Below are 26272 nucleotides of genomic sequence, written 5' to 3'. Positions count from 1 at the left end.
TGGACAGGGTCAGCCGTTGAGCAGCTTGTTGACGCGCTTGGTGTCGTTGGCCGCCACCACCGTGCGGCCGTCGAGCCGCCGGGTTCGCTTGGTCGGCTTGTGCTCGAGCAGGTGGCGCCGATTGGCTTTCTGCCGCACGATCTTTCCGGTGCCGGTGCGCCGGAACCGTTTCGACGCCCCGCTGTGGGTCTTGGCCTTGGGCATGTTTCCTCTACTTCTCTACTTCTCGCTCGTGTCGGTCGGTGGGCTCAGTTGGCTGACGGGTTCTCGGTCCCCGCGTCGGCGTCCGCGCCGCCGGGCCCCTCGGGGTGGCGCGCCCTGGCGCGGGTCTTCGCGCCGCGGTGCGGTGCCAGCACCATCGTCATGTTGCGGCCGTCCTGCTTGGCCGAGGTTTCGACGAAGCCGTATTCGGCGACGTCGGCGCCCAGCCGCTGCAGCAATCGGTAGCCCAGCTCGGGCCGCGACTGCTCACGTCCGCGAAACATGATGGTGACCTTGACCTTGGATCCCGCCTCCAGGAAGCGGATCACGTGGCCCTTCTTCGTCTCGTAGTCGTGATCGTCGATCTTTGGTCGCAGCTTTTGTTCTTTGACGACGGTCTGCTGCTGGTTCCGGCGGGATTCGCGCGCCTTTTGCGCCGCCTCGTATTTGAACTTGCCGTAGTCCATGATCTTGCAGACCGGTGGTCTGGCGTTGGGGGCAACTTCGACGAGATCGAGATCGGCGTCCGCGGCGACGCGCAGTGCGTCTTCGATGCGCACTATGCCTACCTGCTCCCCTCCCGGGCCGATCAATCGGACTTCAGGTACGCGGATGCGCTCGTTGACGCGGGTCTCAGTGCTGATGGGGCCTCCCTTGTTGGGCTTCTGTTGTGCTCAGCGTCCGTAGCGGTGAACACACCCCACCAGCAAAAAAGCCCTGCACAAGCAGGGCCCAATGCCGACCGATCGCGGCTGGTGAACTGGTCACGCCGCCCGCGCTGCCGCGCGAAACAGGCATCCACGATGCCTGTGACCGGACCGCTGTACCTTGAAAAACGCTCTCGTGGCCAGCGGTGGGAGTGGGACTCCACTTACTGTTCCCGGCGTCGGCCGGGACGGTCGCAGTCGACAGTTTAGCAGCCACCAGGCGCCTTCCCGCACGTCCGCGGCGGGACGGGCGGCAACCGACCCCGGCGGCTCTTGGCGCTTCGCCAGGATTTTCACGGCTTTAGGGCATATCCTCGCGGTCTGTGACACTCGCTCCTCGTCATCCGGGGCCCCGGTCGGGCAGCCAGCCGAATCCCCGGTATCGCTGGGTACCGGCCGCGGCGGGCTGGATCGTCGGCGTCATCGCCACCCTGTCCCTGCTCGGCAGCGTGTCACCGCTGATCCGGTGGCTGATCAAGCCGCCGCGGGAGTTCATCAACGCCTACCTGTTCAACTTCCCCGACACCAGCATCGCGTGGTCGTTCGTGCTGGCGTTGCTGGCCGCGGCGCTGACCGCGCGCAAACGCATCGCCTGGCTGCTGCTGCTGATCAACATGATCCTCGCCGCGGGGCTCAACGCCGCCGACATCGCCGGGGGCGACAACACCGCCTCCGAATCCTTCGGCGAGAACCTCGGCTTCGCCTTCCACATCGTCGCGATCGTGCTGCTGGTCCTGGCCTACCGGCAGTTCTGGGCCAAGGTCCGCAGGGCCGCGCTGGTCAAGGCCGCCGCGGTGCTGGTCGCCGGCGACGTGATCGGCATCCTGGCCTCCTGGGGCCTGGTCGAGATGTGGCCGGGCACCCTGGCGCCGGACTCGCGCTTCTGGTACGTGGTCAACCGCGTCGTCGGCTTCTCCCTGGTCGACCGCGAGGCCTTCACCGGCCGCCCGCACGTCCTGCTGTCCGCCATCTTCGGGCTGTTCGGCGCGCTGGCGCTGATCGCGGCGACGATCGTGCTGTTCCAGTCTCAGCGCGCCGACAACGCGCTCACCGGCGAGGACGAGTCCGCCATCCGCGGCCTGCTCGAGTTGTGGGGCAAGAACGACTCGTTGGGCTACTTCGCCACCCGCCGCGACAAGTCGGTGGTGTTCGCCCACAGCGGCCGCGCCGCCATCACCTACCGCGTCGAAATCGGTGTCTGCCTCGCCAGCGGCGACCCGGTGGGCGACCCGAGGGCGTGGCCCCAGGCCGTCGACGCGTGGCTGGCGTTGTGCCAGACGTACGGGTGGGCGCCCGGCGTCATGGGCGCCAGCTCCCAAGGGGCCCAGGTGTTTCGGGAGGCCGGCCTCAACGCCCTCGAACTCGGCGACGAGGCGATCCTGCTCGCGTCCGACTTCAAGCTGTCCGGTCCCGACATGCGCGGGGTGCGCCAGGCGGTGACGCGCGCCCGCCGGGCCGGGCTGACCGTGCGCATCCGCCGGCACCGCGACATGTCGGCCGACGAGATGGCCGCCACCATTTCGCGCGCCGACGCCTGGCGCGACACCCAAACCGAGCGCGGGTTCTCGATGGCGCTGGGCCGGCTCGGCGACCCGGCCGACGGGGACTGCCTGCTGGTCGAGGCGCTGGACCGCGGGGGCGCCGTGGTGGCGATGCTGTCGCTGGTCCCGTGGGGCAGCACCGGCGTCTCCCTGGACCTCATGCGCCGGTCCCCCCAGTCGCCCAACGGCACCATCGAACTGATGGTCAGCGAGCTCGCCCTGAACGCCGAAGGCCTTGGCATCATCCGCATTTCGCTGAACTTCGCGATGTTCCGGTCCGCGTTCGAGCAGGGCGCGCAGCTGGGCGCCGGCCCGGTCGCCCGGCTGTGGCGCGGCTTTTTGCTGTTCTTCTCGCGGTGGTGGCAGCTGGAGACCCTGTACCGCTCCAACATGAAGTACCAACCGCAGTGGGTCCCGCGCTACGCCTGCTACGAGGACGCCCGCCTGATCCCGCGCGTCGGCGTGGCCTCGGTGATCGCCGAGGGCTTCCTGGTGCTGCCGTTCAGCCGGCGCGACAAGGTGCACACCGGCCACCACCCGGCCGTGCCGGCCCGGCTGGCCGAGTCCGGGCTGCTGCACCACGACGGGTCGGCGCCGGACGTGAGCGGGCTGCAGCACAGCGCCGGCGTCGCCGAGGCGGAGGAGACCCGGGCCCGCCTGCCCGAACAGGTGCGGGTGCGGCTGGCCAAGCTGAAGACCTTGCAGCGCAACGGCGTTGACGCCTACCCGGTGGGGTCCCCGCCGAGCCACACGATCGCCGCCGCGCTGGACGCCAACGACCAGGAATCCGTGTCGGTGTCCGGCCGCATCCTGCGGATCCGCGATTTCGGCGGCGTGCTGTTCGCCCAGGTGCGCGACTGGTCGGGCGAAATGCAGGTGCTGCTGGACAATTCGCGCCTCGAGCGCGGCCGCACCGCCGATTTCACCGCGGCCATCGACCTCGGCGACCTGGTCGAAATGGCCGGGCACATGGGCTATTCCAAGAACGGCACCCGGTCGTTGATCGTGCGCGACTGGCGGATGATCGGCAAGTGCCTGCGCCCGCTGCCGAACAAGTGGAAGGGGCTGACCGACCCCGAGGCGCGGGTGCGGACCCGCTACGTCGACCTTGCGGTCAATCCCGAGTCGCGCGAGCTGATCAGGGCCCGCAGCTGCGTGCTGCGCTCGGTGCGCGAGACCCTGTTCGCCAAGGGGTTCATCGAGGTCGAGACGCCGATCCTGCAACAGGTCCACGGCGGGGCCACCGCCCGCCCGTTCGTCACCCACATCAACACCTACGACCTGGACCTGTTCCTGCGCATCGCCCCCGAGCTGTACCTGAAGCGGTTGTGCGTGGGCGGCGTGGAGAAGGTCTTCGAGCTGGGCCGCGCCTTCCGCAACGAGGGCGTCGACTTCAGCCACAATCCGGAGTTCACCCTGCTCGAGGCCTACCAGGCGCACGCCGACTACACGGTGTGGATCGACGGCTGCCGGGAGCTCATCCAGAACGCCGCCCAGGCCGCCACCGGTGAACAGACCGTGCTGCGCCCGGGCGCGGACGGGCGCCTGGAGCCCGTCGACATCTCCGGCGACTGGCCGGTCAAGACCGTCTACGACGCGGTCTCCGAGGCGCTGGGCGAACCCGTCGATCCCGACACGCCGCTGGCCGCGCTGCGCAAGCTGTCGGACGCCGCGCACATCCCCTACCGGGCGCACTGGGACGCCGGCGCGGTGGTGCTCGAGCTGTACGAGCACCTGGTCGAGGACAGGACCGAGCGGCCGACGTTCTACATCGACTTCCCCGCCTCGGTGTCGCCGCTGACCCGGCCGCACCGCACCCGGCGCGGCGTCGCCGAGCGGTGGGACCTGGTGGCCTGGGGCGTCGAACTGGGCACCGCCTACAGCGAGCTGACCGACCCGGTGGAGCAGCGCCGCCGCCTGCAGGAGCAGTCGCTGCTGGCCGCCGGCGGGGACCCCGAAGCGATGGAGCTCGACGAGGACTTCCTGCAGGCCATGGAGTACGCGATGCCGCCCACCGGCGGGCTGGGCATGGGCGTCGATCGGCTCGTCATGCTCATAACCGGCCGCAGCATCCGCGAGACCCTGCCATTCCCGCTGGCCAAGCCCCACTAGCGGGCCCCGTCCGTTCACCGTCCGTGCGGCGGGCATTAGGCCGATTACGTTCCGGGGCGGTTAACAATGGATCACAATGACTGACGTGACCGCCGCCGCCCTCGCGCCCCTCGCGTCCCCCCCGACGGGGCAGTTGCTGGCGAGCGCCCACACCTCCCTGATGCACGGCTGGCTGCCCACGACGATCCAGGTCGCCGCCGGGGTCGTGCTGACGCTGGCCGTCGGCTGGCGCTCGCGGCGCTGGCGCCTGGTCTGGCTGCCGGTGGCGGGCGCGGTCGGCGGCGCCGTCGCCTACGCGACGCACTGGTACGTCGTCGATCGCGGCCTGTCCGACGAACCGGCGCCGGCGACGCTGTGGCTGTGGATCGCGCTGGCCGGCGCCGCCGCGGCGGTGCTGATTCTGGGGTGGCGCGGAGCGCGGCCGTGGCGGCGCGGCGCGACGGCGCTTGCGGTTCCGCTGTCTTTGCTCTGCGCGGCGCTGGTGCTCAACCTGTGGGTCGGCTACTTCCCGACCGTGCAGGCGGCGTGGGGCCAGCTGACCTCCGGCCCGCTGCCCGATCAGACCGACCCGGCGACGGTCACCGCGATGGCCGCCACCCGCACCCGGCCGCCGCACGGCAGCGTGGTGCCGGTCGTGATCCCCTCGGACGCATCGCATTTCAAACACCGCGGCGAGCTGGTCTACCTGCCGCCCGAATGGTTTTCCAGCAGCCCGCCGCCGGCGCTGCCGACGGTCATGATGATCGGCGGGCAGTTCAACACCCCCGCCGACTGGACCCGCGCGGGCAACGCGGTCAAGACGATCGACGACTTCGCGGCCGCCCACGACGGCAGGGCGCCCGTGCTGGTGTTCGTCGACTCCGGCGGGGCCTTCAACAACGACACCGAATGCGTCAACGGGATCCGCGGCAACGCGGCCGACCACCTGACCAAAGACGTTGTGCCGTTCATGGTTTCGCAGTTCGGCGTGAACCCCGACCGGGCCGGCTGGGGCGTCGCCGGCTGGTCGATGGGCGGGACGTGCGCGGTGGACCTGACCGTCATGCACCCGGAGCTGTTCAGCGCCTTCGTCGACGTCGCCGGCGACTTCTTCCCGAACACCGGCACCAAGGCGCAGACCATCGCCCGGCTGTTCGGCGGGAACGCCGACGCCTGGGCGGCCTTCGACCCCACCACCGTGATCACCCGGCACGGCCAATACCGCGACGTGGCCGGCTGGTTCGCGATCTCGTCGGAGGGCCCGGCGGCGTCGCGGCGCGATCCGGCGATCGCCGACGCCGGCGCGATGGGCCGCGCGAGCCGGGACGCCGCGGCCAACCCGACCAACCAGACCGCGGCCGCCTACTCGCTGTGCGCGCTCGGCCGCGCCCACGGCATCGACTGCGCCGTCCTGCCCCAGCCGGGCAAGCACGACTGGCCGTTCGCGGACCGGGCTTTCGCGGCCGCGCTGCCGTGGCTGGCCGGCCGGCTCGGCACCCCGGGGGTCGCCCGCACGCCGCTGCCCAGCATTGCGCCGTCCCCGTTGACCGCGCTGCCGGCGAACGCGGTGGTCCCGGCCGAGCACGCGAACGCCTCGCGCTAGCCGGCGCCCCGCTGGTCGCTTTCCTGTTGCGGCTGCGTCGCTTTGATGCGGACGGGAACCGAACCCCTGGCCAGCAGCAGCGCGGCCGCTTCGGCGGGGATGGGCTGGCAGAACAGGAATCCCTGGGCGTGCGAACACCCTTCGTCGACGAGGACCTGCGCGGCGGCCTCGGTCTCCACGCCCTCGGCGACGACGTTGAGGTCCAGCGCCTGGGCCAGGCCGATGACCGCCCGCACGATCGCCAGGTCGTCGACGGAGGTGGCGAGGTCCAGCACGAAGCCGCGGTCGATCTTCAGGGTGCCGACGGGCAGCGTCCGCAGCAGGCCCATCGCGCTGTACCCGGTGCCGAAGTCGTCGATGGCGATGTCCACCCCGAGTTCGGTGAGTCCGACCAGGGTGGCCCGGGTGTTCACCAGGTCGCGGATCAGCATGCTCTCGGTGATCTCCAGCCCGATCGACGAGCCGTCCAGACCGAATTTCTTGAGGGTGCGCTCGACGGTGTTGACCAAGTCGTGCGCGACCAGCTGCGCCGGTGAGACGTTGATGCGCAGCATGGTGTCGAGCCCGACGCCCTGCGCGCGCCACTCGGCCAGGTGCGCGCACGCGGCGTTCAGGATCCAGTTGCCGAGCTCCCCGGCGAGGTTGATCGACTCGGCCACCGGGACGAATTCGTCGGGCAGCAGCAGCCCGCGGGTGGGATGGTGCCACCGCACCAGCGCCTCGAGGGCCAGCACCTTTCCGGTCAGCATGTCCACCTCGGGCAGGTACAGGACGGACAGGGCGTCGGTTTCGATGCCGGCCTGCAGGTGCAGCTCGATGTCGTTGCGCAGCTCGCGGCGGGTGAGCATTTCGGCGGAGAACACCCCGATGCTGTCTCCCCCGGTCCCCTTGGCCGAAATCAGCGCCTCTTCGGCGCGCCGCAGCAGGTCCAGACTCGAGTCCTGGCCCGGCGCACCGGCGGCGACGCCGACGCTCACCGTGCGGTTCAGCACCTCGCCGCCGATGGTCACGTGGTCCGTCACCTGCCGGCTCAGGCTCTCGGCGAGGCCGGTGGCGGTAGCGAGGTCCATCTCCCCGGCCGGGACGACGACGAACTTGTCGCCCCCGAGCCGCGCGATGAGCCCCCGCCCCGCCATCGCTTCGGTTGTCCGCGTGGCGAAGTCGCGGATGAACTGGTCGCCGGCGCCGTGGCCGAGGTAGTCGTTGATCGCCTTGAGCCGGTCGAGGTTGAACAGCAGGACCGACACCGGGCCCGGCCGCCCGTCGACCAGGCGATAATCCAGGTGCGACACCAGGGTTCGCCGGTTGGGCAGCGCCGTGAGGTCGTCGTGCTCGGCCTGATAGCGCAGCTGGTCCTCGACGCTCAACCGGGCCTGCACTTGCGCGAACATCGTGGCGACCACCGTGAGGGTGTTGAACTCCTCCTGGGTCCACTCGCGGTCGCCGAACTTGATGAAGCCGAGCGCCCCGGTGGTGACGTCAGCGGACAGCAGCGGGACGGAGGCCATGGACACTTCCGGGACGCCGCCCGCCTCCGAGAGCGTGCGCTGGTAGTCCTCGTGCTCGGCCTGGGGCCGCAAAATGACTGGCTCTTTGGCGTTTTCGCACAGGGCGAAGATCGGGTCCGCGTCGGCGAAATAGATCGTCTGCAGCGGGTCGGGATCGGGCTTGTCCGCGCGCACCGGCCACTCGGCCACCAGGACCGTGGCGCGGATGCTGTGGTCGTTGTAGCGCAGGAAACTCACGTCGACGCCGAGGATCTCCACCAATTCGGCCAGTATCTCGGTGCTGATCTCGGTGGCGGTGCTGGCCGTGGCGCCCATGAGCTTGGTTGCGACATCGGTGACGATGGCCGTCAAAGCCTTTGGACCTGTGGTCTTTTCCATGTCCTCGCTACCTCGACGCGCGCCGGCCGGCGCGGAGCGCGCGGCGCGGTGCCGGCACTGTCTTCAGCTGCTCAGCGTAGCCGGGAAGTGCCCCCCAACGCCGAACGACTCAAGCCGAAATGCGACTGAGAATTTCGGAGCTTTCGGCGCACATCAGTTTAAATTGCTCGGGTTCGGCGTGCGTCGCGATGGTGCGGCGGTCCCACCACATCACCTTGGTTCGATAGTTCTCATTGGGATAGGCCGCCGCCGGCACCCGTCCGGCCACGACGCCACCCGAGGATTGCCATTGTTCCAACACGTGGGCCGCCGCGGTGGCCATGACGAACTGGACGCCCAGCAGCGTCATCATGGGCATTGCGGTGCGCGCCAAGACCCGCGAAAGCGCCCGGCTGCCGTAGTCGCTGGTGTTGGTCCAGGCGCTTTTGACCTCCACGATGCCGAAGGGAATCCGGTTGGCGATCATGTGGCGCAGCACGGGACGGCCCGGGCTGCCGTTCCACTCCTCGAGCGCGTGAGAGTCCTCCGGCCTGCGCAGCGGCCCCACCACGCGGGTGCCACCGACGACCCGGCCCGTGGGGTCCACCGCGGCGAAGAACAGCGTGGTGTCGGCGCCGTCCCGGATCGCGTCGACGTCGAGCACCCACTCCAGCCCGTGCCGGCTGTAGCTGTGCAACGCCCCTTCCAGGTATTGCTCCCACAACTCGGGCTCCGCCTCCGGGGTGGAAGCGGCGATCCAACATCCGGTCGCCTCGTCACGCCAACCCGACCCACCCGCCAACCACGGGCCGTCGATCGTGCTGCCGTTGAGCTGAGCCGCTACCATGGGTATCCCTTCGCTTCTTAACCGTGAATCCTGGGCTAATTCATCCGACGTGCCTTGAATTATTTCCTAAAATGGGCGCGTGACAAATAACCGGCGGTATTTCTTTTCTTGATCTTCGATTCCCGCCGCCAAAGCGTTAGTGTTACCGGTCGGTATACGGCAACGGGCCGAAAGTTTGCGGTCGCGGGCGTTCTCCGTGACGTTGCCGGCCGTCCCGGCGAGCCCGAAGCCGGCCGCGCCGGGCTCGGCCACGGCGGCACGCGCCCATCCCGGATGGTCCGCGAGCAGCGCCGACCCCCGCTCGACGCGTCCCGCATTCTACTCATTGAGATGATTCAACCGGACGGCCGTTACCGCCTCTACCTCCGGATTCTTCGGGCGCCGGCGGGCGGCGGCGGCAAGATTAGCTGCACGCTGTCCGAGGGAATGGGACGAGTTTTCCGCCGGCGTGGAATTGCGGCGCATTTCGCCGGGCCCGTCTTTTGACCGACCGGCCGCCGCGGGCGGGAGCTGTTGCAGACTGGTGGCGTGTGGCCAGCCGTGGCGCGCTTCCGGCGCGCGATATTCGCCCGGCACTGCAATCCGTGGAGCGCGTGGACGCGCTGGGCGACGACGCCGTTGACGCTCGTGCCGGTGTGGACCCGGCGCTGGAGCCACGCGGCCCTGGTCGCGCTGTGGTTCGCCGTCAACCCGTTCGTGTTCGGCAAGCCGGCGCAGCACCGCGCCTGGTCGACCCGGGCGATGCTGGGCGAGGAGCTGTGGGTCAGCCGCCGGCCCCGCGACGCCGCGACGCTCGTCAGCGCGGTGACGTCGGCGGCCGCGCTGTGCGCCGTCGTCGCCGCGCGGCGGCGCCGGGTGGTGCCGGCCGTGGTCGCGACCGCGGTGCAGATGACCCTGACGCTGGTGTATTGGCAGCAGATGGTGCGCTATTTCGAGCGTCATCAGTAGTTTGGCGTTATGCCCGACGAACCGACCCCACCCGATCCCGGCTACGACAGCTCCGGCCTGCCGACCTTCGAGTCCGTGCGGGACAAGATCGAGTCCCGCTACGCGACGGCCGAGGGCGCCGCGGAGCTCGACGCCGGCGCGGGTCGCTCCGTCGAGGAGCAGTACGACGAGCGGCAACGCGCGGCGGCCGAGCGGCTGGCGCAGATCCGGGAGTCGATGCGCGATCGCGATCGCTGACCCGTGCGCACCTTCACCGTCGACGAGCGGCGTAACCGCCTGGCGCGCAGGCATTTCCTGGCAAGCGGTGAAGCGCCGCCTATCACGCGGGTCATCGCCGGGCTGGTCGGGCTGCACGCGACCGATCCGGCCACGCCCTACCTGTCGCTGTGGGCGCGGGTGCCGGGTTTCGCGACCGCCGACCTCGACGCCGCGCTGTACGAGAAGCGCTCGGCGGTCCGGCATCTCGCGATGCGCCGGACGCTGTGGGTGGTGGCCGGCGACGACCTGCCGCTGATCCAGCCGGCGTGCAGCGACCGGGTCGCCGACAACGAACGCCGCCGGCTGGCCGCCGACGTGCGCAAGGCGGGGGTGGCCGACGACGGCGACCGCTGGCTCGACGAGGCCGGCGCCGCGGTGCTGCGCCACCTCGGCGCCCACGGGCCGGCCAGCAGCACCGAGCTTCGGGCCGCGCTGCCCGAGCTGGCCGGAACGTACGACCCGGCGCCCGGGAAGCGTTGGGGCGGAACGGTTCCGCTCGCCCCGCGGGTGCTGACCGTGCTGTCGGCGCGGGGTGAGATCGTGCGCGGGCCCAACGACGGACGCTGGACGGTGTCGCGGCCGCGGTGGGCCACCACCGGCGACTGGCTCGGCGAGCCGGGCGACCCGCTCCCCGACCGCCAGGCCCGCGCCGGCCTGGTCCGCCGGTGGCTGGCGACGTTCGGGCCCGCCGGCGCCGCCGACATCGCGTGGTGGTTCGGCACCACCATGACGGCCACCCGCATTGCGCTGGCCGACGTCGGCGCGGTGGAAGTCGACCTGCACGGCAGCGGGACCGGCTGGGCGCTGCCCGACGACCTCGATCCCGAACCCGAGGCGCCGCCGTGGGCCGCGCTGCTGCCGGGCCTGGACGCCACGACGATGGGCTGGTCGCAGCGCGACTGGTATCTCGGCGACCACCGCACCCGGGTGTTCGACCGGAACGGCAACGGCGGCCCGACGGCGTGGTGCAACGGGCGGGTGGTGGGCGGCTGGTACCAGGATGACGGCGCCCGCGTCCGGCTGCAGCTGCTCGAGGATCCCGGCCGCGACGGGCGCCGCGCCCTGCAGCGGCAAGCCGACGACCTCACCGCGTGGCTGGACGGGGTGCGGATCAGCCCGCGCTTCCCGTCGCCGCTGTCGCAGTCGGCGGGTTGACCCTGCGTCCACGGCGCACAAGTGCGAGTGGGGCGCACCCTCAGCGCAGAGTCAATTAGGCGCTGGCTTTGCGGCGCCGCCGGGGTGGGGTGGCAGGCGCCCCGACACCCGGGACCTCGGCCAGGAACTTGCCGGTGTAGCTCTCCGGCACCGCGGCGATGTCCTCCGGGGTGCCCTCGGCGACGACGGTTCCGCCCTCGGCGCCGCCCTCCGGCCCCATGTCGACGATCCAGTCCGACGTCTTGATCACGTCCAGGTTGTGTTCGATGACGATGACCGTATTGCCTTTGTCGACAAGGCCGTTGATGACGCCCAGCAGCTTGCGGATGTCGTCGAAGTGCAGGCCGGTGGTGGGCTCGTCGAGGATGTAGACGGTCCGCCCGGTCGAGCGCTTCTGCAGCTCGGCGGCGAGCTTGACGCGCTGCGCCTCGCCGCCGGACAGCGTCGGCGCGGGCTGGCCCAGCCGCACGTAGCCCAGCCCGACGTCGACGAGCGTGCGCAGGTAGCGGTGGATGCCGGTGATCGGCTCGAAGAAGCCGCACGCCTCCTCGATCGACATGTCCAGCACCTCGGAGATGGTCTTGCCCTTGTAGTGCACCTCAAGGGTTTCCCGGTTGTACCGGGCGCCGTGGCAGACCTCGCACGGCACGTACACGTCGGGCAGGAAGTTCATCTCGATCTTGATGGTGCCGTCGCCCGTGCACGCCTCGCAGCGGCCGCCCTTGACGTTGAACGAGAACCGACCCGGTTGGTAGCCACGGACTTTCGCCTCGGTGGTGGCCGCGAACAGCGTCCGGATCTTGTCGAACACCCCGGTGTAGGTGGCCGGGTTGGACCGCGGCGTGCGCCCGATCGGCGACTGGTCCACCCGCACCAGCTTGTCCAGGTGATCCAGCCCGGTGACCCGGGTGTGCCGGCCGGGAACCTGCCGGGCGCCGTTGAGCCGGTTGGCCAGCACCGCCGCGAGGATGTCGTTGACCAGCGTGGACTTGCCCGACCCCGACACCCCGGTCACCGCGGTCAGCACGCCCAGCGGGAACGACACGTCGATGCCGCGCAGGTTGTGCTCGCGGGCGCCGACGACGGTCAGCTGGCGGCGCCGGTCGACGGGCCGGCGGATCGCGGGGATCTCGATGCGCTCCTTGCCCGACAGGTAGGCGCCGGTGATCGAGTCCTTGTTGGCCAGCAGCTCGGCGTAGGTGCCGCTGTGCACGATCTGGCCGCCGTGCTCGCCGGCCCGCGGCCCGATGTCCACGATCCAGTCGGCGTGCGCGATGGTGTCCTCGTCGTGCTCGACGACGATCAGCGTGTTCCCCAAATCCCTTAAGCGGGTGAGGGTTTCGATGAGCCGACGGTTGTCGCGCTGGTGCAGCCCGATGGACGGCTCGTCGAGCACGTAGAGCACGCCCACCAGGCCGGAACCGATCTGCGTGGCCAGCCGGATGCGTTGGGCCTCACCGCCGGACAGCGTGGCCGCCGCCCGCGACAGCGACAGGTAGTCCAGGCCCACGTCCAGCAAAAACCCGAGCCGCGACTGGATTTCCTTGAGCACCTGCCCGGCGATCGCCTGCTCGCGCGGCCCCAGGGTGAGCCGCTGCAGGAAGTCCGAGCAGTCCGAGATGGACAGGTCGCACACCTCGGCGATGGACTTGTGGCCGCGCTCCCGCGCGGCCAGCGTCACCGCCAGGATCTCCGGCTTGAGGCGGGTACCCTCGCACTCCGGGCAGGGCACGTCGCGCATGAACCCCTCGTAGCGCTCCTTCATCTGCTCGGATTCGGTCTGGGCCATCTTGCGCTGCAAAAACGCCAGCACGCCCTCGAAATCGGCGTAGTAGGACCGGGTGCGGCCGTAGCGGTTGCGGTAGCGCACGTGCACCTGGTGGTCGGAGCCCTCGAGGATCGCCTTGCGCGCCTTGGCGGGCAGCTTGCGCCACGGGGTGTCGACGTCGAAGCCCAGCTCGTCGCCCAGCCCGGCCATCATCCGGGTGAAGTACTCGGCGGTGTGGCCCGTCGACCACGGCGCCACCGCGCCCTCGGCCAGGGTGCGCTCCGGGTCGGGCACCACCAGGTCGGGGTCGACCTCCTTGCGGATGCCCAGCCCGGTGCACTCGGGGCAGGCGCCGTAGGGCGAGTTGAACGAGAACGACCGCGGTTCCAGGTCGTCGACGGCCAGCGCGTGTCCGTTGGGGCAGGCCAGCTTCTCCGAGAAGCGCTGCTCGCGGGGGTGGCCGTGCTCGTCGTGGTCGTCGGGAAACTCCAGCACCACGATGCCGTCGGCCAGGTTCAGCGCGGTCTCCACCGAGTCGGTCAGCCGCTGCTTGGCGGTGGCCTTGACGGTCAGGCGGTCGACCACCACCTCGATGTCGTGCTTCTCCTGCTTCTTCAGCTTCGGCGGGTCGGCCAGCGGGTGCACCACGCCGTCGACGCGCACCCGGCTGTAGCCCTGGGCGTTGAGCTTGTCGAACAGGTCGGCGAACTCGCCCTTGCGGGTGCGCACCACCGGCGCGAGCACCAAAAACCGGGTGCCCTCCGGCATCGCCAGCACCTGGTCGACGATTTGCTGGGGCGTCTGGCGGGCGATGCGGTGGCCGCAGACCGGGCAGTGCGGGGTGCCGGCGCGGGCATATAGCAGCCGCAGGTAGTCGTAGACCTCGGTGATGGTCCCGACGGTCGATCGCGGGTTGCGGTTGGTCGACTTCTGGTCGATCGACACGGCCGGGGACAGCCCCTCGATGAAGTCGACGTCCGGCTTGTCCATCTGCCCGAGGAACTGGCGGGCGTAGGCCGACAGCGACTCCACGTAGCGGCGCTGGCCCTCGGCGAAGATGGTGTCGAACGCCAGCGAGGACTTGCCCGACCCGGACAGGCCCGTGAACACGATCAACGAGTCGCGGGGCAGGTCGAGGTCGACGCCGCGCAGGTTGTGCTCGCGGGCGCCCTTGACGATCAGGCGGTCAGCCAACGCGACCCCTCTCACGACTTGGGATAGCAGATAGTGCGCACACCGCATCCCATGCTATGTGGCCATACCGACAAGACATTCCGGACCAGTAACGTGGCCGCTATGACCGTCCTGAACGACGACTACACCGGACACGTCGACCCCGGCACCGCGGCCCGCCGGACCCTACCCGGCGCCACGATTCTAAAGGCGTCGGTCGGCCCCATGGACAACAACGCCTATCTGGTGACGTGTTCCGCCACGGGCGAAACGCTGCTGATCGACGCCGCCAACGACGCCGACGACCTGATCGCCCTGATCCGGCAGCACGCGCCCAAGGTGTCCCTGATCGTGACCAGCCACCAGCACTTCGATCACTGGCAGGCGCTGCAGGCCGTGGCCGAGGCGACGGGCGCGCCGACGGCGGCCAACGAGATCGACGCCGAGGCGCTGCCGGTCAAACCGGATCGTTTGCTGGCGGGCGGCGACACCGTGCGCATCGGCGAGCTGAGCTTCGACGTCATCCACCTGCGCGGGCACACGCCCGGATCGATCGCGCTGGCGCTCGACGGTCCCGCGACCGGTGGGGTCACCCAGCTGTTCACCGGCGACTGCCTGTTCCCGGGTGGGGTGGGCAAGACGTGGCAGCCCGGGGATTTCGACCAGCTGCTCGAGGACGTCACGGCCCGGGTGTTCGACGTCTACGACGACGCCACGGTCATCTACCCCGGCCACGGCGACGACACGGTGCTGGGCGCGGAGCGGCCGCATCTAGCGGAGTGGCGTGAGCGAGGGTGGTGAAATGCCCGCGCCGGGCGGCTGGGGCGCGTACGCGGGTCAGACCGGCACGACGTCGACCAGCCCGGCCAGGCCCTCGAAGTCGTCGGCGTTGCGGGTGTAGAGCCGGGCCGCATGCGCGTGCGCGGTGGCCGCTATCAACAGGTCCATCGATCGTGCTCGCGGCTGACGTCCCGCGTCGACGACCGCTGCCGCCACTTGACCGTAACTCGCGGCCACGGCGTCATCCATGGGCAACGCGTCGAACTGCCGCTGAACGAACAGCAGGCGCCGCAGCCGCTCCGAGCGCACGCTTTGTTGCTTGGCAACCAGGACCCCGAAGTGAAGCTCCGCCAAGGTGATTGCGCATATGGCCAGCTCACCGTCCAGGGGCTCGACGTCCCTCGCGATGACCACGCTGGTGTCGAGGATCGCTCTCACTGCTGCGCCCACGGGTCGCGCAGTTCATCGGCGATCGCCTCGCGGTCGGCAGCCCACTCGGGATCGGCGTTCCCGGCGAAAAGTTCGGCGACGTCGGCCCACATCCTCCAGGACCGCGGGGATGCGGGAACGAGGCGGGCTCCCGGGCGGCCGGCCACGGTGATGGTGATTTCTTCGCCGCTTTCGGCGCGCCGGACGAGTTCGGATGCGTTCTGTCGTAGTTCGCGCAATCCAACGACTGTCATACCCCCAATGTAGCACTTGTGGTACTTGTGCTACGTTCGGCGGAACGGCCCGACTAGCTGGTGGTGTGCACGATCAGCACGTCGACCTTGGCCCGGCGGGAGACGTTGGCCGGCACCGAGCCCAGCAGGCGGCCCGCGATGGTGCTCAGGCCGACGTTGCCGACGACCAGCAGGTCGGCCTTCTCGTCCTCGGCCAGCTTGACCAGGGCGTCGACCGGCGCGCCGACGATCGGCCGCTCCTCGACGTTCTTGGCGCCGGCGGCGTGCGCGCGCTCCTTGGCGTCCTGCAGGATCGCGTAGATCGGGGCGGTGCCGGACACCTTGTAGCTCTCGTCGCGCAGCGCGTCGGCGGCCCGGGTGTCCTCGTGCTGGGGCAGGTACGCCGAAGCGATGATCAGCTTGGTGTCCGCCCCTGAGATCTGGGCCGCCCGATCCACCGCCCGCATCGATGAATCCGAGCCGTCGGTCCCGACCACCACGGTCCGATAGGCGCTCATTTACCCTCCCAGTTTCGGTTGGTCAGCCAACCCAAGACAGTATCGCGTTTGCCGGATAAAGAGGGGATCAGATTAGCCACTCGGCGCGCCCTACAGTGACAAGCATCATGGCCATGTCCACCGCCGAGCCGCGCGCCTCCGAGGATCCCGGCGCCGATAACTATGCCGCGCCCGCCCGCCCGCGCGGCCGGTTGCTCGATCCGTGGGCGCTCGCCGTGTTCGCGGCCGCCGTCAGCGCCGCGTGGGCGTGCCGGCCGTCGCTGTGGTTCGACGAGGGCGCCACGATCTCGGCCTCGGCCAGCCGGACGCTGCCCGAGCTGTGGAAGCTGCTCGGCCACATCGACGCCGTGCACGGGCTGTATTACCTGGTCATGCACGGTTGGTTCGCGGTTTTTCCGCCGACCGAATTCTGGTCGCGGCTGCCCAGCGCGCTGGCGATCGGCGCGGCCACCGCCGGCGTCACGGTGTTCACCCGACAGTTCGTCGAGGGCCGCGCCACCCCGCTGTGCGCGGGCGCCGTGTTCGCCATCCTGCCGCGCACCACCTGGGCGGGCATGGAAGCGCGCTCGTATGCGTTCGCCGCCGCCGCCGCGATCTGGCTGACGGTGCTGTTCGTCGCCGCCGCCCGGCGCAACCGGGCCCGGTGGTGGCTGGGCTACGCGCCGGCGCTGATGGTGTCGATCCTGCTGAACCTCAACCTGGTGCTGCTGGTCCCGGTCTACGCCGCGATGCTGCCGTTGCTGGTGCCCAGGGGATCGCGCCGATCCCCGGCCGTCCGGTGGGCGGTCAGCTCGGCCGTCGCCGTCGGGGCCATGACGCCGTTCCTGGTGTTCGCCCACAACCAGGTGTGGCAGGTCAACTGGATTTACCCGGTCAGCTGGCACTACGCCTTCGACATCATCCTGCGGCAGTACTTCGACCACAGCGTCCCGTTCGCCATCTGCACGGGCGTGCTCGTCGGGGTGGCAATCGTGGTGGCGCTCAGGGGCGTTCGCGGCCCGGCGGGCGACACCCGCGCCCTGCTGCTGAGCTGCGCGGCGTGGATCGCGCTGCCCACCGCGATCGTGGTCGTCTACTCGGCCGTCAGCGAACCGATCTACTACCCGCGCTACCTGATCTTCACCGCGCCCGCGGCGGCCGTCGTCATGGCCGTCTGCATCGTCACGATCGCGCGCAAGCCGTGGCCGATCGCGGCCGTCGTGTTGCTGTTCGCGGTCGCCGCGCTGCCGAACTACCTGTTCACGCAGCGCTGGCCGTACGCCAAGGAGGGCTGGGACTACAGCCAGGTGGCCGACCTGATCGGCTCGCACGCCGCGCCCGGGGACTGTCTGATGGTCGACAACGCCGTGCCCTGGCGGCCCGGGCCGATCCGCGCGCTGCTGGCCACCCGGCCGGCGGCCTTCCGGTCGCTGATCGACGTCGAGCGCGGCCCCTACGGCCCCAAGGTCGGCTGGCTGTGGGACGGCCACGTGGCGGTGTGGCTGACGACGGCCAAGATCAACAAGTGCCCGGCGATCTGGACGATCACCGACCACGACCCGTCGCTGCCCGATCACCAGGCGGGCCCGTCACTGCCGCCCGGAAAGGCCTTCGGGCGCGCGCCCGCGTACCGGTTCCCGGGCTACCTGGGCTTCCACATCGTCGAGCGGTGGCAGTTCCACTACTCGCAGGTCGTCAAGTCGGTGCGCTGACGGGTCGCGAGGTACGACGCGACGACCCCGGCGGCGGTCAGCGCGGTGAACACCGCGAACAGCCAGCGGGCCGCCGCGGCCTCGCCGCCCCGCGTGGCGTTGACGACGACGCCGGCGATACCGGCGCCGAACGCCCCCGAGACGAGCTGCACGGTGTTGATGGCCGCGGCCGCCGCGACGCCCTCGGCCGGGTCGTCGACGGAATCCATTGCGCGCACGGACAAGTGGGGCCACGCCATGCCGATCCCGGTCCCGGCCACCAGCAGCGCGAGCGTCCAGGCCGCGACGATGCCGGCCGACGCGTTGTCGCGCTGGGTCAGCGCGCCCAGCGCCAGCCCTGACGCCACCACCACGGGCGCGACCGCGATCACCCGCCCGATCGCGCGCGGGTTCTCCAGCGACGCGCTGACGATCTCCGAGACCGTCCAGCCGACGGCCAGCGCCGCGCCCAGGAAGCCCGCCGCCACCGGCGACAGGTGCGCCAGCCGCTGGCCGAACAACGGCACGTAGGTATCCACCATCGCGCCGATCATCAGCACGCCCATGCTCAGGTAGATCCACTTCAACGGCCCGGGCCCGAACACGCTGGGCGGCAACACCGTTGCGCGCGCCCGCCAGTCGACGACCGCGAACAACCCGACCAGTACCACCGCGGCGGCGAGCAGCCCGGCGGTCGCGGCGACGTGGTGCGGCAGCTGGGCGACGCTGACGGCCAGGGCCGCCGCGCCGATCAGCAGCAGCGACCACACCGGCACCCGCAAAACCGGTGTGGCGTCGGCGTTTTCGGCGCGCCCGGCGGGCAGCGCGACCGGCACCAGCACGGCCATCAGCGCCGTCAGAACCGCCATCGCCACGAACGCCCACCGCCACAGCCCGAACTGCGCGAACAGCCCGCCCGTCGCGGGCCCGACCACCGTCGCCACGCCCCACATCGCCGACACCAGCGCCGAGGCCCGCGTCCACAGCGAGCGCGGCAGCGCCGCGTTGATCACCGCGTAGCCGAGGCCGGCCAGCAGCCCGCCGGCCACGCCCTGCAGGGCGCGGGCGGCGATCAGGGTCTCCATGTTGGGGGCCGCCCCGCACGCCAGGCTCGACGCGCCGAACAGGGCCAGCCCGATCAGGTAGGACGGGCGCGCCCCGACGCGGACCAGCATCGGGTTGACCATGGTGGCCGCCACCACCGACCCGACCAGGTACAGGGTGGTCACCCAGGCGTACAGGCGGCTGCCGCCGATCTCGGCGACGGTGTTGGGCAGCAGGCTGATGGTCAGGAACTCGTTGGTGGCGTACAGCGCGACGCCGCCGGCCAGCACGACCGACGTGCCCAGGTGCCGGGCGCCCAGCAGCTCACGCCAGCTGCCGGTGACGTTGTCGGTGTGCGTCACTTCAGGCCGGCGGCGTCCATCCCGCGCAGTTCCTTCTTCAGGTCGGCGATCTCGTCGCGGAACCGCGCCGCGAGCTCGAACTGCAGGTCGCGGGCGGCGGCCATCATCTGGGCGGTGAGGTCCTTGATCAGGTCGGCCAGCTCGGCGCGCGGCATGTTGGCGGTGTCTCGGCCCTCGAACACGCCGGCGCTGACGGCGCGGCCGGGCTCGCCCTGGGCGCGCCGGCCGCGGGAAATGCTGCGCCCCGAACCCATTTCGACGGTTTCGCTGTCGTCGGCCTCGCGGTAGACCTGGTCGAGGATGTCGGCGATCTTCTTGCGCAGCGGCTGCGGGTCGATGCCGTTGGCCTCGTTGTAGGCGATCTGCTTGGCGCGGCGCCGCTCGGTCTCGTCGATGGCCTCCTTCATCGAGTCGGTGAGTTTGTCGGCGTACATGTGCACTTCGCCGGACACGTTGCGGGCGGCGCGCCCGATGGTCTGGATCAGGCTGCGAGTCGACCGCAGGAACCCCTCCTTGTCGGCGTCGAGGATGGCCACCAGCGACACCTCGGGCAGGTCGAGGCCCTCGCGCAGCAGGTTGATGCCGACCAGCACGTCGTAGTCGCCGAGCCGCAGCTGTCTGAGCAGCTCGACCCGGCGCAGGGTGTCGACCTCGGAGTGCAGGTAGCGCACCCGGATGCCCATCTCGAGCAGGTAGTCGGTGAGGTCCTCGGCCATCTTCTTGGTCAGCGTCGTCACCAGCACCCGCTCGTCGGCGTCGGCGCGCTTGCGGATCTCGCCGATCAGATCGTCGATCTGGCCCTTGGTGGGTTTGACCACCACCTTGGGGTCCACCAGGCCGGTGGGCCGGATCACCTGCTCGACGAACTCGCCGCCGGTCTGGCTCAGCTCGTAGGGGCCGGGCGTGGCCGACAGGTACACCGTCTGCCCGATCCGGCTGGCGAACTCCTCCCAGGTCAGCGGCCGGTTGTCGATGGCCGACGGCAGCCGGAACCCGTAGTCGACCAGGTTGCGCTTGCGCGAGATGTCGCCCTCGTACATGCCGCCGATCTGCGGCACGGTGACGTGCGACTCGTCGATGACGAGCAGGAAGTCCTCCGGGAAGTAGTCCAGCAGGGTCGCCGGAGCGGACCCGGCCGGCCTGCCGTCGATGTGCCGCGAGTAGTTCTCGATGCCCGAGCAGAACCCGACCTGGCGCATCATCTCGATGTCGTAGTTGGTGCGCATCCGCAGCCGCTGGGCCTCCAGCAGCTTGCCCTGGCTCTCGAACTCGGCGAGCCGCTCGGCGAGCTCCTCCTCGATGGTCGAGATCGCGTGCGACATCCGCTCCGGGCCGGCCACGTAGTGCGTGGCGGGAAAGATCCGCAGCGAGTCGACCTGGCGGATCACCTCACCGGTCAGCGGGTGCAGGTAGTAGAGGGCCTCGATCTCGTCGCCGAAGAACTCGATGCGCACCGCCAGTTCCTCATAGGACGGGATGATCTCGACGGTGTCGCCGCGCACCCGGAACGAGCCGCGGGTGAACGACAGGTCGTTGCGGCTGTACTGGACGTCGACCAGCAGCCGCAGCAGCCCGTCGCGGGGCACCTCGGTGCCGACCCGCAGCTCCACCGAGCGGTCCAGGTAGGACTGCGGGGTGCCCAGGCCGTAGATGCACGACACCGACGCCACCACCACCACGTCCCGGCGCGACAGCAGCGACGACGTGGCGGAGTGCCTTAAGCGTTCGACGTCGTCGTTGATCGAGCTGTCCTTCTCGATGTAGGTGTCGGTCTGCGCGATGTAGGCCTCGGGCTGGTAGTAGTCGTAGTACGACACGAAGTACTCGACGGCGTTGTGCGGCAACATCTCTCGCAGCTCGTTGGCCAGCTGGGCGGCCAGCGTCTTGTTCGGCGCCATCACCAGGGTGGGGCGCTGCAGCCGTTCGATGAGCCACGCCGTGGTGGCCGACTTGCCGGTGCCGGTGGCGCCGAGCAGCACCACGTCGCGCTCCCCCGCCCTGATCCGCCGCTCCAGCTCGTCGATGGCGGCGGGCTGGTCGCCGGCCGGGGCGTGCGGGCTGACCACCTCGAAGTGGCCGCCGGTGCGCACCAGCCCCGCCACCTCCTCGGCGGCGGGGCGGTATTCCGAGTGCGCGATTACCGGATGTTCAGTGGCGAAGGCCATGCCAACAGGGTAAGGCGGCGCACCGACAAGTGGCGCCGCCGCCGGTGCCGCGAGCGTCCGCAAAATGCCACATGTGCCGGCGTGTCACCGTACAGACGCGGCCGCTCGCGGTTGAAGGGGAGCCCTAGTGGGAGGGGCGGGTCCAGGTCCGGGTGACCGGATCGCATTGCAGCAGGTAGCCGTCGTTCGAGGTGGTCATGGCGAACACCGAGGTGTTGGGCCGGTCGCACGAGCTGCCGGAGGCGTGCATGCCCATCGTGATGGGCGCCCGGGCCCAGCTGTTGCCCTCGCAGACGACCTGCTCGTTGTTGGTCGGGTCGTAGGCGAGCTTGTCGACGTCGCCGCACAGCCCGCCGAGGACGGGCGGCACCGGGCGCGACGGCGTGGCCGACGCGCTGATCACCTGGGCGGGATCGGCCAGGGGCACGCTCGGGGCGTCGCCCGTGCGGGCGGCGACCACCGGCACCCGCACCACGGCGCCCTGGGCGCCGCACTCGTTGCTGAGCGCCGTCTCCGTCACCGTGCCGCGCAGGGTGCCGTCGGCCTGCGGCGCCAGCGACCACGCGATCGTCTCCTGCTGGGTGGCCCGGACCTGTCCGTTCGGCTGGGTGCAGCCCAGCCGAACCTGCTGGGGCGTGCCCTGCCAATAGCCGGCGACGAAGCGCAGCGCGTCGGTGCGGCCGCCGTCGGCGGTGCTGGCCATCTGGTGGTTGGCCTGGTTGAGCTCGGTGCCGGTGGCCGCGCACCCGTCGGCGGTGCACGCCGAGCGGAAGGCCCACCAGCTGGTGGCGGCCCCGTCGTGCCGGATCGGGACGCCGTTGGTGGTCTGCTTGCTGCGGTCGAAGGTCAACCGGTAGGTGCCGCTCAGCGCCGGTCCCCCGGGCGTCAGGGGCGCGGCGCCGGGCGCCGGCGCGGACGGCTTGGCGGCGAGCGCCGGGTTGTTGGGCGGCGGGCCCTGCGGCTCGAACGAGTACAGGGTCGACCAGGTCGCCGCGATCGCGATCAGCACGGCGCACACCAGCGCGGCCGCCCACCGGGTGCGGGAGGAGAACCGGTGCCGCAGACCCCGCGGGGGCGACGGCGGCCCGGCGTCGGGGGCGGCCCCCGTGTCCGAGACCGGCTCGGTGACCGCGGCCGCAGTGTCGGCCTCCAAGGCGGACGCGAACGCGCGGCACCGCTCGAACCGGTCCTGCGGTTGCTTGGCAAGGGCTTTGGCGAAGACGTCGTCGAGGTCGGCCAGCTCCGGGCGGAAGTCGCTGAGCCGCGGCGGGTCCTCGTGCAGGTGCTGGCTGATCACCGCGACGGGGTTGGAGTGCTGGAAGGGCGGCGCCCCGGTGAGCAGGTGAAAAGCCGTGGCGGCCAACGCGTATTGGTCCGCCCGGCCGTCGATGTTGGAACCCGTCAGCTGCTCGGGCGCGGCGTAGGCCACGGTGCCCACAGCGACGTTGGTCTCGGTGATGCCGCTGATGTTGGCGAGGTGGCGCGCAACGCCGAAGTCCGCCAACAGGATTCGGCGTTCCCCCTCCTCGGGGTGGGTGAGCAGGATGTTGGCCGGCTTGACGTCGCGGTGCAGCAGGCCGCGGTCGTGCGCGTAGTCCAGCGCGCCGGCGACGGCCCGCACGATGGCGCACACCTCGCCGACCGGCAGCCCCTCCTGTCCGTCGGCGCGGCGCTCCTTGACCAGCCGCGCGGCGTCGGTGCCCTCGACGTAGTCCATGGAAATCCAGAGCTGCCCGTCGAATTCGCCCCGGTCGTGCACCCCGACGATGTGCGGGTGCCACAGCGTGGCCGCCAGGTCGGCCTCCCGGTTGAACCGCTCGCGGAACTCGCTGTCGGCGGTGACGGCCTCGGCCAGCACCTTGATCACGTCGCGGCGCGGCAGGCGGGGGTGCAACGCCAGGTAGACCTCCGCCATGCCGCCCGCGCCGAGTTGCCGCAGGATCGTGTACCCGGCGAACGGCGCGCCGCCGCTCAGGCGCGAGCCTCCGGCCGGGGCGTCCGGCGTCGAGTTGACCGGCGGGATGCGGTGGAACAGGTGCGCGACGGTCGCCGAGGGCAGCGAGTGAAAGCCCGCGCGCAGGGCCTCGCGGGCCAGCCGCGGGTTGCTCAGCAGCCGTCGCCCGGCGTCGAGGCGCCGGGTGGCCCCCCTACGTTCGTCCATCTACGGTTGCCCCCTTTAGCTCCCGTTCGAAGATGCCGCATCCCGGTGGGCGGTTGATCTCAGCGGGCTGTGAAACAGCTATGAGTGGCCGGGCGGACACAAAGACAAATCACAGGCGAGTCCAATGGAGCGCACCGAAGCCGCGGGCCGATACTTGAGTGGTGACCCGACCCGCCCCGCCTGTCCTGACAATCCGGCATGACGGGTCCCAGCGTTCCTTCGCGGCCGGCCACGAGGTCGTCGTCGGCCGGGACGTGAACGCCGACTTGCGGATTCCGGACCCGCGGATCTCCCGCACCCACTTGATCGTGCGGTTCGACCAGGGCCGATGGCTGGCGATCGACAACGGCTCGCTGAACGGCACCTACGTCAACGGCTACCGGATGCCGGTCATCGACATCCACGACGGCCAGAGCATCAACGTCGGCAACCCGCAGGGGCCGCGGCTGACCTTCGCGGTCGGGCCGCAGCAGGGCCAGACCAGCCGCCCGCCCCAGGCGCGCCCGGCGCGGGACTCCGGCCCGCCCACCCTGGCGTGGTCCGCGCCGGTGGAGCCGACGAATCCGACGGCCCCGCCGCGCCCGCCCCCGCCCCCGCCGCGTAGGCGGCCGGCGAGGACTGCCGGCCCGATCAGGCGGCGCCCGGCGCCACCGGTCCAGACGACCCGGATCGCCGCCGCGCCGCCACCCCCGCCCGACGCGCCGCCGCCGGCCGAGTCCACGGTGATCGACGCCCAGACCGCCGACGTGTCCGACCTGTCCACCCGCTTCATGAGGCTGCTCTCGCCGCGGAACTCGGCGAGCGCGGGCACGGCCGGCGCCAAGACGATCGGGCGCGCCGCCGACAGCGACATCGTCGTGTTCGACGTCCTCGCGTCGCGCCATCACGCCACGCTGGTGCAGACCCCGCTCGGCACCGAGATCCGCGACAACAGCATCAACGGGACGTTCGTCAACGGGACCCGGGTGGGGTCGGCGATCCTGACCGAGGACGACGTCGTCACCATCGGCAACGTCGACCTGGTGTTGCGCGACGGCACCCTGGTCAAGCGCGGCGAGGCCGCGTCGCGCACCGGCGGGCTCGAGGTGCGCGACGTCAAATACGCCGTCGACAACGGCAAGCAACTGCTCGACGACATCTCGCTGACCGCGCGGCCGGGGACGCTGACCGCGGTGATCGGCGGGTCGGGCGCCGGCAAGAGCACGCTGGCCCGGCTCATCGCCGGCTACACCAGCCCCAGCTCCGGCTCGGTGACCTTCGAGGGCCACGACATCCACGCCGAGTACGCGTCGTTGCGCAGCCGCATCGGCATGGTCCCCCAGGACGACGTCGTGCACCGCCAGCTCACGGTCAACCAGGCGCTGGGCTACGCCGCCGAGCTGCGGCTGCCCCCCGACACCAGCAAGGCCGACCGCGCCAAGGTGGTCACCCAGGTGCTCGAGGAGCTCGACCTGACCAAACACGCCGACACCCGCGTCGACAAGCTGTCGGGCGGCCAGCGTAAGCGCGCGTCGGTGGCCCTGGAGCTGCTCACCGGCCCGTCGCTGCTGATCCTCGACGAGCCGACGTCGGGCCTGGACCCGGCGCTGGACCACCAGGTCATGACGATGTTGCGACAACTGGCCGACGCCGGTCGCGTGGTGATCGTGGTGACGCACATGCTGTCCTACCTCGACGTCTGCGACCAGTTGCTGCTGGTGGCACCGGGCGGCAAGACGGCCTACTTCGGCCCGCCGGACCGCATCGGCGACGCCATGGGCACCACCAACTGGGCCAAGATCTTCACCAAGGTGGGCGCCGATCCCGAGGAGGCCAACCGGCGGTTCCGGGCCGAGGCCCAGCAGCGCCCGCAGAAGCTGCTGCCACCGCGCAGCGACGAGCCCGGCGACCTGGGCGAGCCGGTGCACACCAGCGTGCGGCGCCAGATCTCGACGGTCGCCCGCCGCCAGGTCCGCCTGGTCGTCGCCGACCGCGCTTATTTCATCTTCCTGGCCCTGCTGCCGTTCATCCTGGGCGCGCTGTCGCTGACCGTGCCCGGGTCCAGCGGGTTCCGCGTCCCCGACCCGCACGGCGGGACGCCCGACGAGTCCGCGCAGATACTGAACCTGCTGCTGCTGGCCGCGGCGTTCATGGGCACCGCGCTGACGATCCGCGACCTGGTCGGCGAGCGCGCAATCTTCCAGCGCGAGCAGGCCGTCGGCCTGTCCACGTCGGCCTACCTGCTCGCCAAGACCGCGGTGTTCTGCGGGTTCGCCATCCTGCAGTCGGCGATCACCACGACGATCGTGGTGGTGGGCAAGGGCGCGCCCGCCCGCGCGGCCGTGCTGCTGGGCCATTCCACGGCGGCGGCCACCGTCGAGCTGTTCTTGACGGTCGCCGCGACCTGCGTGACGTCGGCCATTCTGGGCCTTGCCATTTCGTCGCTGGTGCGCTCCAGCGAGCAGATCATGCCGCTGTTCGTGGTGTCGATCATGGCGCAGCTGGTGCTGTGCGGCGGGATGGTGCCGGTGACCGGCCGGCTCGTCCTCGACCAGCTGTCGTTCGCGATGCCGGCGCGCTGGGGCTACGCCGCCGCGGCGGCGACGGTCGACGTGCGGCACCTGGTGCCGGATTCGCTGCTCCCCCAGGACCGGTTCTGGCAGCACCTGCCCAAGATCTGGCTGATCGACATGGGCATGCTGGCCGCGCTGTCGGTGCTCTACGGCGGCTTCGTGCGGTGGAAAATCCGGTTACGCCGATAGAGTGGCACCATC

At 70.7% G+C, this 26272-nt stretch carries 19 protein-coding genes; 8 read left to right on the top strand and 11 right to left on the bottom strand.

Annotated features, from left to right (window positions below; genetic code table 11):
• Positions 1 to 9: 9 nt before the first annotated feature.
• Together rpmI and infC are read right to left on the bottom strand one after the other, a co-directional pair.
• On the bottom strand, positions 10 to 204 hold the full coding sequence (gene rpmI, locus AC5Y4Z_RS02900; RefSeq protein ID WP_083139999.1) for a 50S ribosomal protein L35: 195 nt from the start codon (positions 202 to 204) through the stop codon (positions 10 to 12).
• 44 nt (positions 205 to 248) lie between these two features.
• Positions 249 to 845 (bottom strand): translation initiation factor IF-3, encoded by a 597-nt coding sequence (infC, locus tag AC5Y4Z_RS02895; protein WP_499960931.1) that lies wholly within the window; start codon positions 843 to 845, stop codon positions 249 to 251.
• A gap of 386 nt (positions 846 to 1231) precedes the next feature.
• Here infC and lysX point away from each other — a divergent pair, with 386 nt between their 5' ends.
• Both lysX and AC5Y4Z_RS02885 read left to right on the top strand, forming a co-directional pair.
• The gene (lysX, locus tag AC5Y4Z_RS02890; protein ID WP_499960755.1) at positions 1232 to 4561 is read left to right on the top strand and encodes a bifunctional lysylphosphatidylglycerol synthetase/lysine--tRNA ligase LysX; all 3330 of its coding nucleotides are present in this window, start codon (positions 1232 to 1234) and stop codon (positions 4559 to 4561) included.
• Positions 4562 to 4631: 70 nt separating this feature from the next.
• Positions 4632 to 6143, top strand: a complete 1512-nt coding sequence (locus AC5Y4Z_RS02885; RefSeq protein ID WP_499960930.1) for an alpha/beta hydrolase — start codon at positions 4632 to 4634, stop codon at positions 6141 to 6143.
• Here AC5Y4Z_RS02885 and AC5Y4Z_RS02880 read toward each other — a convergent pair.
• Together AC5Y4Z_RS02880 and AC5Y4Z_RS02875 are read right to left on the bottom strand one after the other, a co-directional pair.
• Positions 6140 to 8029 (bottom strand): putative bifunctional diguanylate cyclase/phosphodiesterase, encoded by a 1890-nt coding sequence (locus tag AC5Y4Z_RS02880; RefSeq protein ID WP_499960754.1) that lies wholly within the window; start codon positions 8027 to 8029, stop codon positions 6140 to 6142. The two genes, AC5Y4Z_RS02885 and AC5Y4Z_RS02880, sit on opposite strands and share 4 nt — an antisense overlap.
• A 109-nt stretch (positions 8030 to 8138) precedes the next feature.
• A complete protein-coding gene (locus AC5Y4Z_RS02875) occupies positions 8139 to 8855 on the bottom strand; it encodes a hypothetical protein (protein WP_499960752.1) in 717 nt (238 codons plus the stop codon).
• Between the two features lie 528 nt (positions 8856 to 9383).
• Here AC5Y4Z_RS02875 and AC5Y4Z_RS02870 point away from each other — a divergent pair.
• Genes AC5Y4Z_RS02870 through AC5Y4Z_RS02860 form a run of 3 tightly spaced genes read left to right on the top strand, consistent with a single transcriptional unit; the run spans position 9384 to position 11216 of the window.
• Complete coding sequence (locus AC5Y4Z_RS02870) at positions 9384 to 9803, top strand: DUF6653 family protein (RefSeq protein ID WP_499960751.1); 420 nt, start codon at positions 9384 to 9386, stop codon at positions 9801 to 9803.
• 9 nt (positions 9804 to 9812) lie between these two features.
• Positions 9813 to 10040: a PspA/IM30 family protein gene (locus AC5Y4Z_RS02865; protein WP_499960750.1), complete on the top strand. Its 228-nt coding sequence runs from the start codon at positions 9813 to 9815 to the stop codon at positions 10038 to 10040.
• A 3-nt stretch (positions 10041 to 10043) separates the two neighbouring features.
• Positions 10044 to 11216 (top strand): winged helix DNA-binding domain-containing protein, encoded by a 1173-nt coding sequence (locus AC5Y4Z_RS02860; protein ID WP_499960749.1) that lies wholly within the window; start codon positions 10044 to 10046, stop codon positions 11214 to 11216.
• Between the two features lie 55 nt (positions 11217 to 11271).
• Here the strand turns inward: AC5Y4Z_RS02860 and uvrA are convergent, their stop codons facing one another.
• Positions 11272 to 14178: an excinuclease ABC subunit UvrA gene (uvrA, locus tag AC5Y4Z_RS02855; protein ID WP_499960748.1), complete on the bottom strand. Its 2907-nt coding sequence runs from the start codon at positions 14176 to 14178 to the stop codon at positions 11272 to 11274.
• Between the two features lie 102 nt (positions 14179 to 14280).
• Here uvrA and AC5Y4Z_RS02850 point away from each other — a divergent pair, with 102 nt between their 5' ends.
• Positions 14281 to 14958, top strand: a complete 678-nt coding sequence (locus AC5Y4Z_RS02850; protein WP_499960747.1) for an MBL fold metallo-hydrolase — start codon at positions 14281 to 14283, stop codon at positions 14956 to 14958.
• Between the two features lie 36 nt (positions 14959 to 14994).
• Here AC5Y4Z_RS02850 and AC5Y4Z_RS02845 read toward each other — a convergent pair whose 3' ends face one another.
• Genes AC5Y4Z_RS02845 through AC5Y4Z_RS02835 form a run of 3 tightly spaced genes read right to left on the bottom strand, consistent with a single transcriptional unit; the run spans position 14995 to position 16117 of the window.
• Positions 14995 to 15375, bottom strand: coding sequence for a type II toxin-antitoxin system VapC family toxin (locus tag AC5Y4Z_RS02845; RefSeq protein ID WP_499960746.1), 381 nt, complete (start codon positions 15373 to 15375; stop codon positions 14995 to 14997).
• Positions 15372 to 15620, bottom strand: a complete 249-nt coding sequence (locus AC5Y4Z_RS02840; RefSeq protein ID WP_499960745.1) for a type II toxin-antitoxin system Phd/YefM family antitoxin — start codon at positions 15618 to 15620, stop codon at positions 15372 to 15374. The genes AC5Y4Z_RS02845 and AC5Y4Z_RS02840 overlap by 4 nt, the downstream gene beginning before the upstream one ends.
• A 53-nt stretch (positions 15621 to 15673) precedes the next feature.
• On the bottom strand, positions 15674 to 16117 hold the full coding sequence (locus AC5Y4Z_RS02835; protein ID WP_499960743.1) for a universal stress protein: 444 nt from the start codon (positions 16115 to 16117) through the stop codon (positions 15674 to 15676).
• Between the two features lie 113 nt (positions 16118 to 16230).
• Here AC5Y4Z_RS02835 and AC5Y4Z_RS02830 point away from each other — a divergent pair, with 113 nt between their 5' ends.
• Positions 16231 to 17808 (top strand): mannosyltransferase, encoded by a 1578-nt coding sequence (locus AC5Y4Z_RS02830; RefSeq protein WP_499960929.1) that lies wholly within the window; start codon positions 16231 to 16233, stop codon positions 17806 to 17808.
• Here AC5Y4Z_RS02830 and AC5Y4Z_RS02825 read toward each other — a convergent pair.
• From AC5Y4Z_RS02825 to AC5Y4Z_RS02815, 3 genes are all read right to left on the bottom strand, one after another.
• A complete protein-coding gene (locus AC5Y4Z_RS02825; RefSeq protein WP_499960742.1) occupies positions 17778 to 19193 on the bottom strand; it encodes an MFS transporter in 1416 nt (471 codons plus the stop codon). The two genes, AC5Y4Z_RS02830 and AC5Y4Z_RS02825, sit on opposite strands and share 31 nt — an antisense overlap.
• The gene (gene uvrB / locus AC5Y4Z_RS02820) at positions 19190 to 21358 is read right to left on the bottom strand and encodes an excinuclease ABC subunit UvrB (RefSeq protein WP_499960740.1); all 2169 of its coding nucleotides are present in this window, start codon (positions 21356 to 21358) and stop codon (positions 19190 to 19192) included. The genes AC5Y4Z_RS02825 and uvrB overlap by 4 nt, the downstream gene beginning before the upstream one ends.
• 124 nt (positions 21359 to 21482) lie before the next feature.
• The gene (locus AC5Y4Z_RS02815) at positions 21483 to 23519 is read right to left on the bottom strand and encodes a serine/threonine-protein kinase (RefSeq protein WP_499960738.1); all 2037 of its coding nucleotides are present in this window, start codon (positions 23517 to 23519) and stop codon (positions 21483 to 21485) included.
• 161 nt (positions 23520 to 23680) lie between these two features.
• Here AC5Y4Z_RS02815 and AC5Y4Z_RS02810 point away from each other — a divergent pair, with 161 nt between their 5' ends.
• Complete coding sequence (locus AC5Y4Z_RS02810; protein WP_499960737.1) at positions 23681 to 26260, top strand: ATP-binding cassette domain-containing protein; 2580 nt, start codon at positions 23681 to 23683, stop codon at positions 26258 to 26260.
• The last annotated feature ends 12 nt before the right edge of the window (positions 26261 to 26272 follow it).

This window comes from Mycobacterium sp. NGS63 (genome assembly GCF_059812295.1).
This window is presented reverse-complemented; position numbering and strand designations above follow the sequence as displayed.

Bases quoted from the DNA above. Each gene is read 5' to 3' on its own strand.
- AC5Y4Z_RS02830 (WP_499960929.1), top strand. From the start codon at position 16,231: ATGTCCACCGCCGAGCCGCGCGCCTCCGAGGATCCCGGCGCCGATAAC.
- AC5Y4Z_RS02865 (WP_499960750.1), top strand. From the start codon at position 9,813: ATGCCCGACGAACCGACCCCACCCGATCCCGGCTACGACAGCTCCGGC.
- AC5Y4Z_RS02880 (WP_499960754.1), bottom strand. From the start codon at position 8,029: ATGGAAAAGACCACAGGTCCAAAGGCTTTGACGGCCATCGTCACCGAT.
- rpmI (WP_083139999.1), bottom strand. From the start codon at position 204: ATGCCCAAGGCCAAGACCCACAGCGGGGCGTCGAAACGGTTCCGGCGC.
- AC5Y4Z_RS02815 (WP_499960738.1), bottom strand. From the start codon at position 23,519: ATGGACGAACGTAGGGGGGCCACCCGGCGCCTCGACGCCGGGCGACGG.
- uvrB (WP_499960740.1), bottom strand. From the start codon at position 21,358: ATGGCCTTCGCCACTGAACATCCGGTAATCGCGCACTCGGAATACCGC.
- AC5Y4Z_RS02850 (WP_499960747.1), top strand. From the start codon at position 14,281: ATGACCGTCCTGAACGACGACTACACCGGACACGTCGACCCCGGCACC.
- AC5Y4Z_RS02875 (WP_499960752.1), bottom strand. From the start codon at position 8,855: ATGGTAGCGGCTCAGCTCAACGGCAGCACGATCGACGGCCCGTGGTTG.
- AC5Y4Z_RS02835 (WP_499960743.1), bottom strand. From the start codon at position 16,117: ATGAGCGCCTATCGGACCGTGGTGGTCGGGACCGACGGCTCGGATTCA.
- AC5Y4Z_RS02840 (WP_499960745.1), bottom strand. From the start codon at position 15,620: ATGACAGTCGTTGGATTGCGCGAACTACGACAGAACGCATCCGAACTC.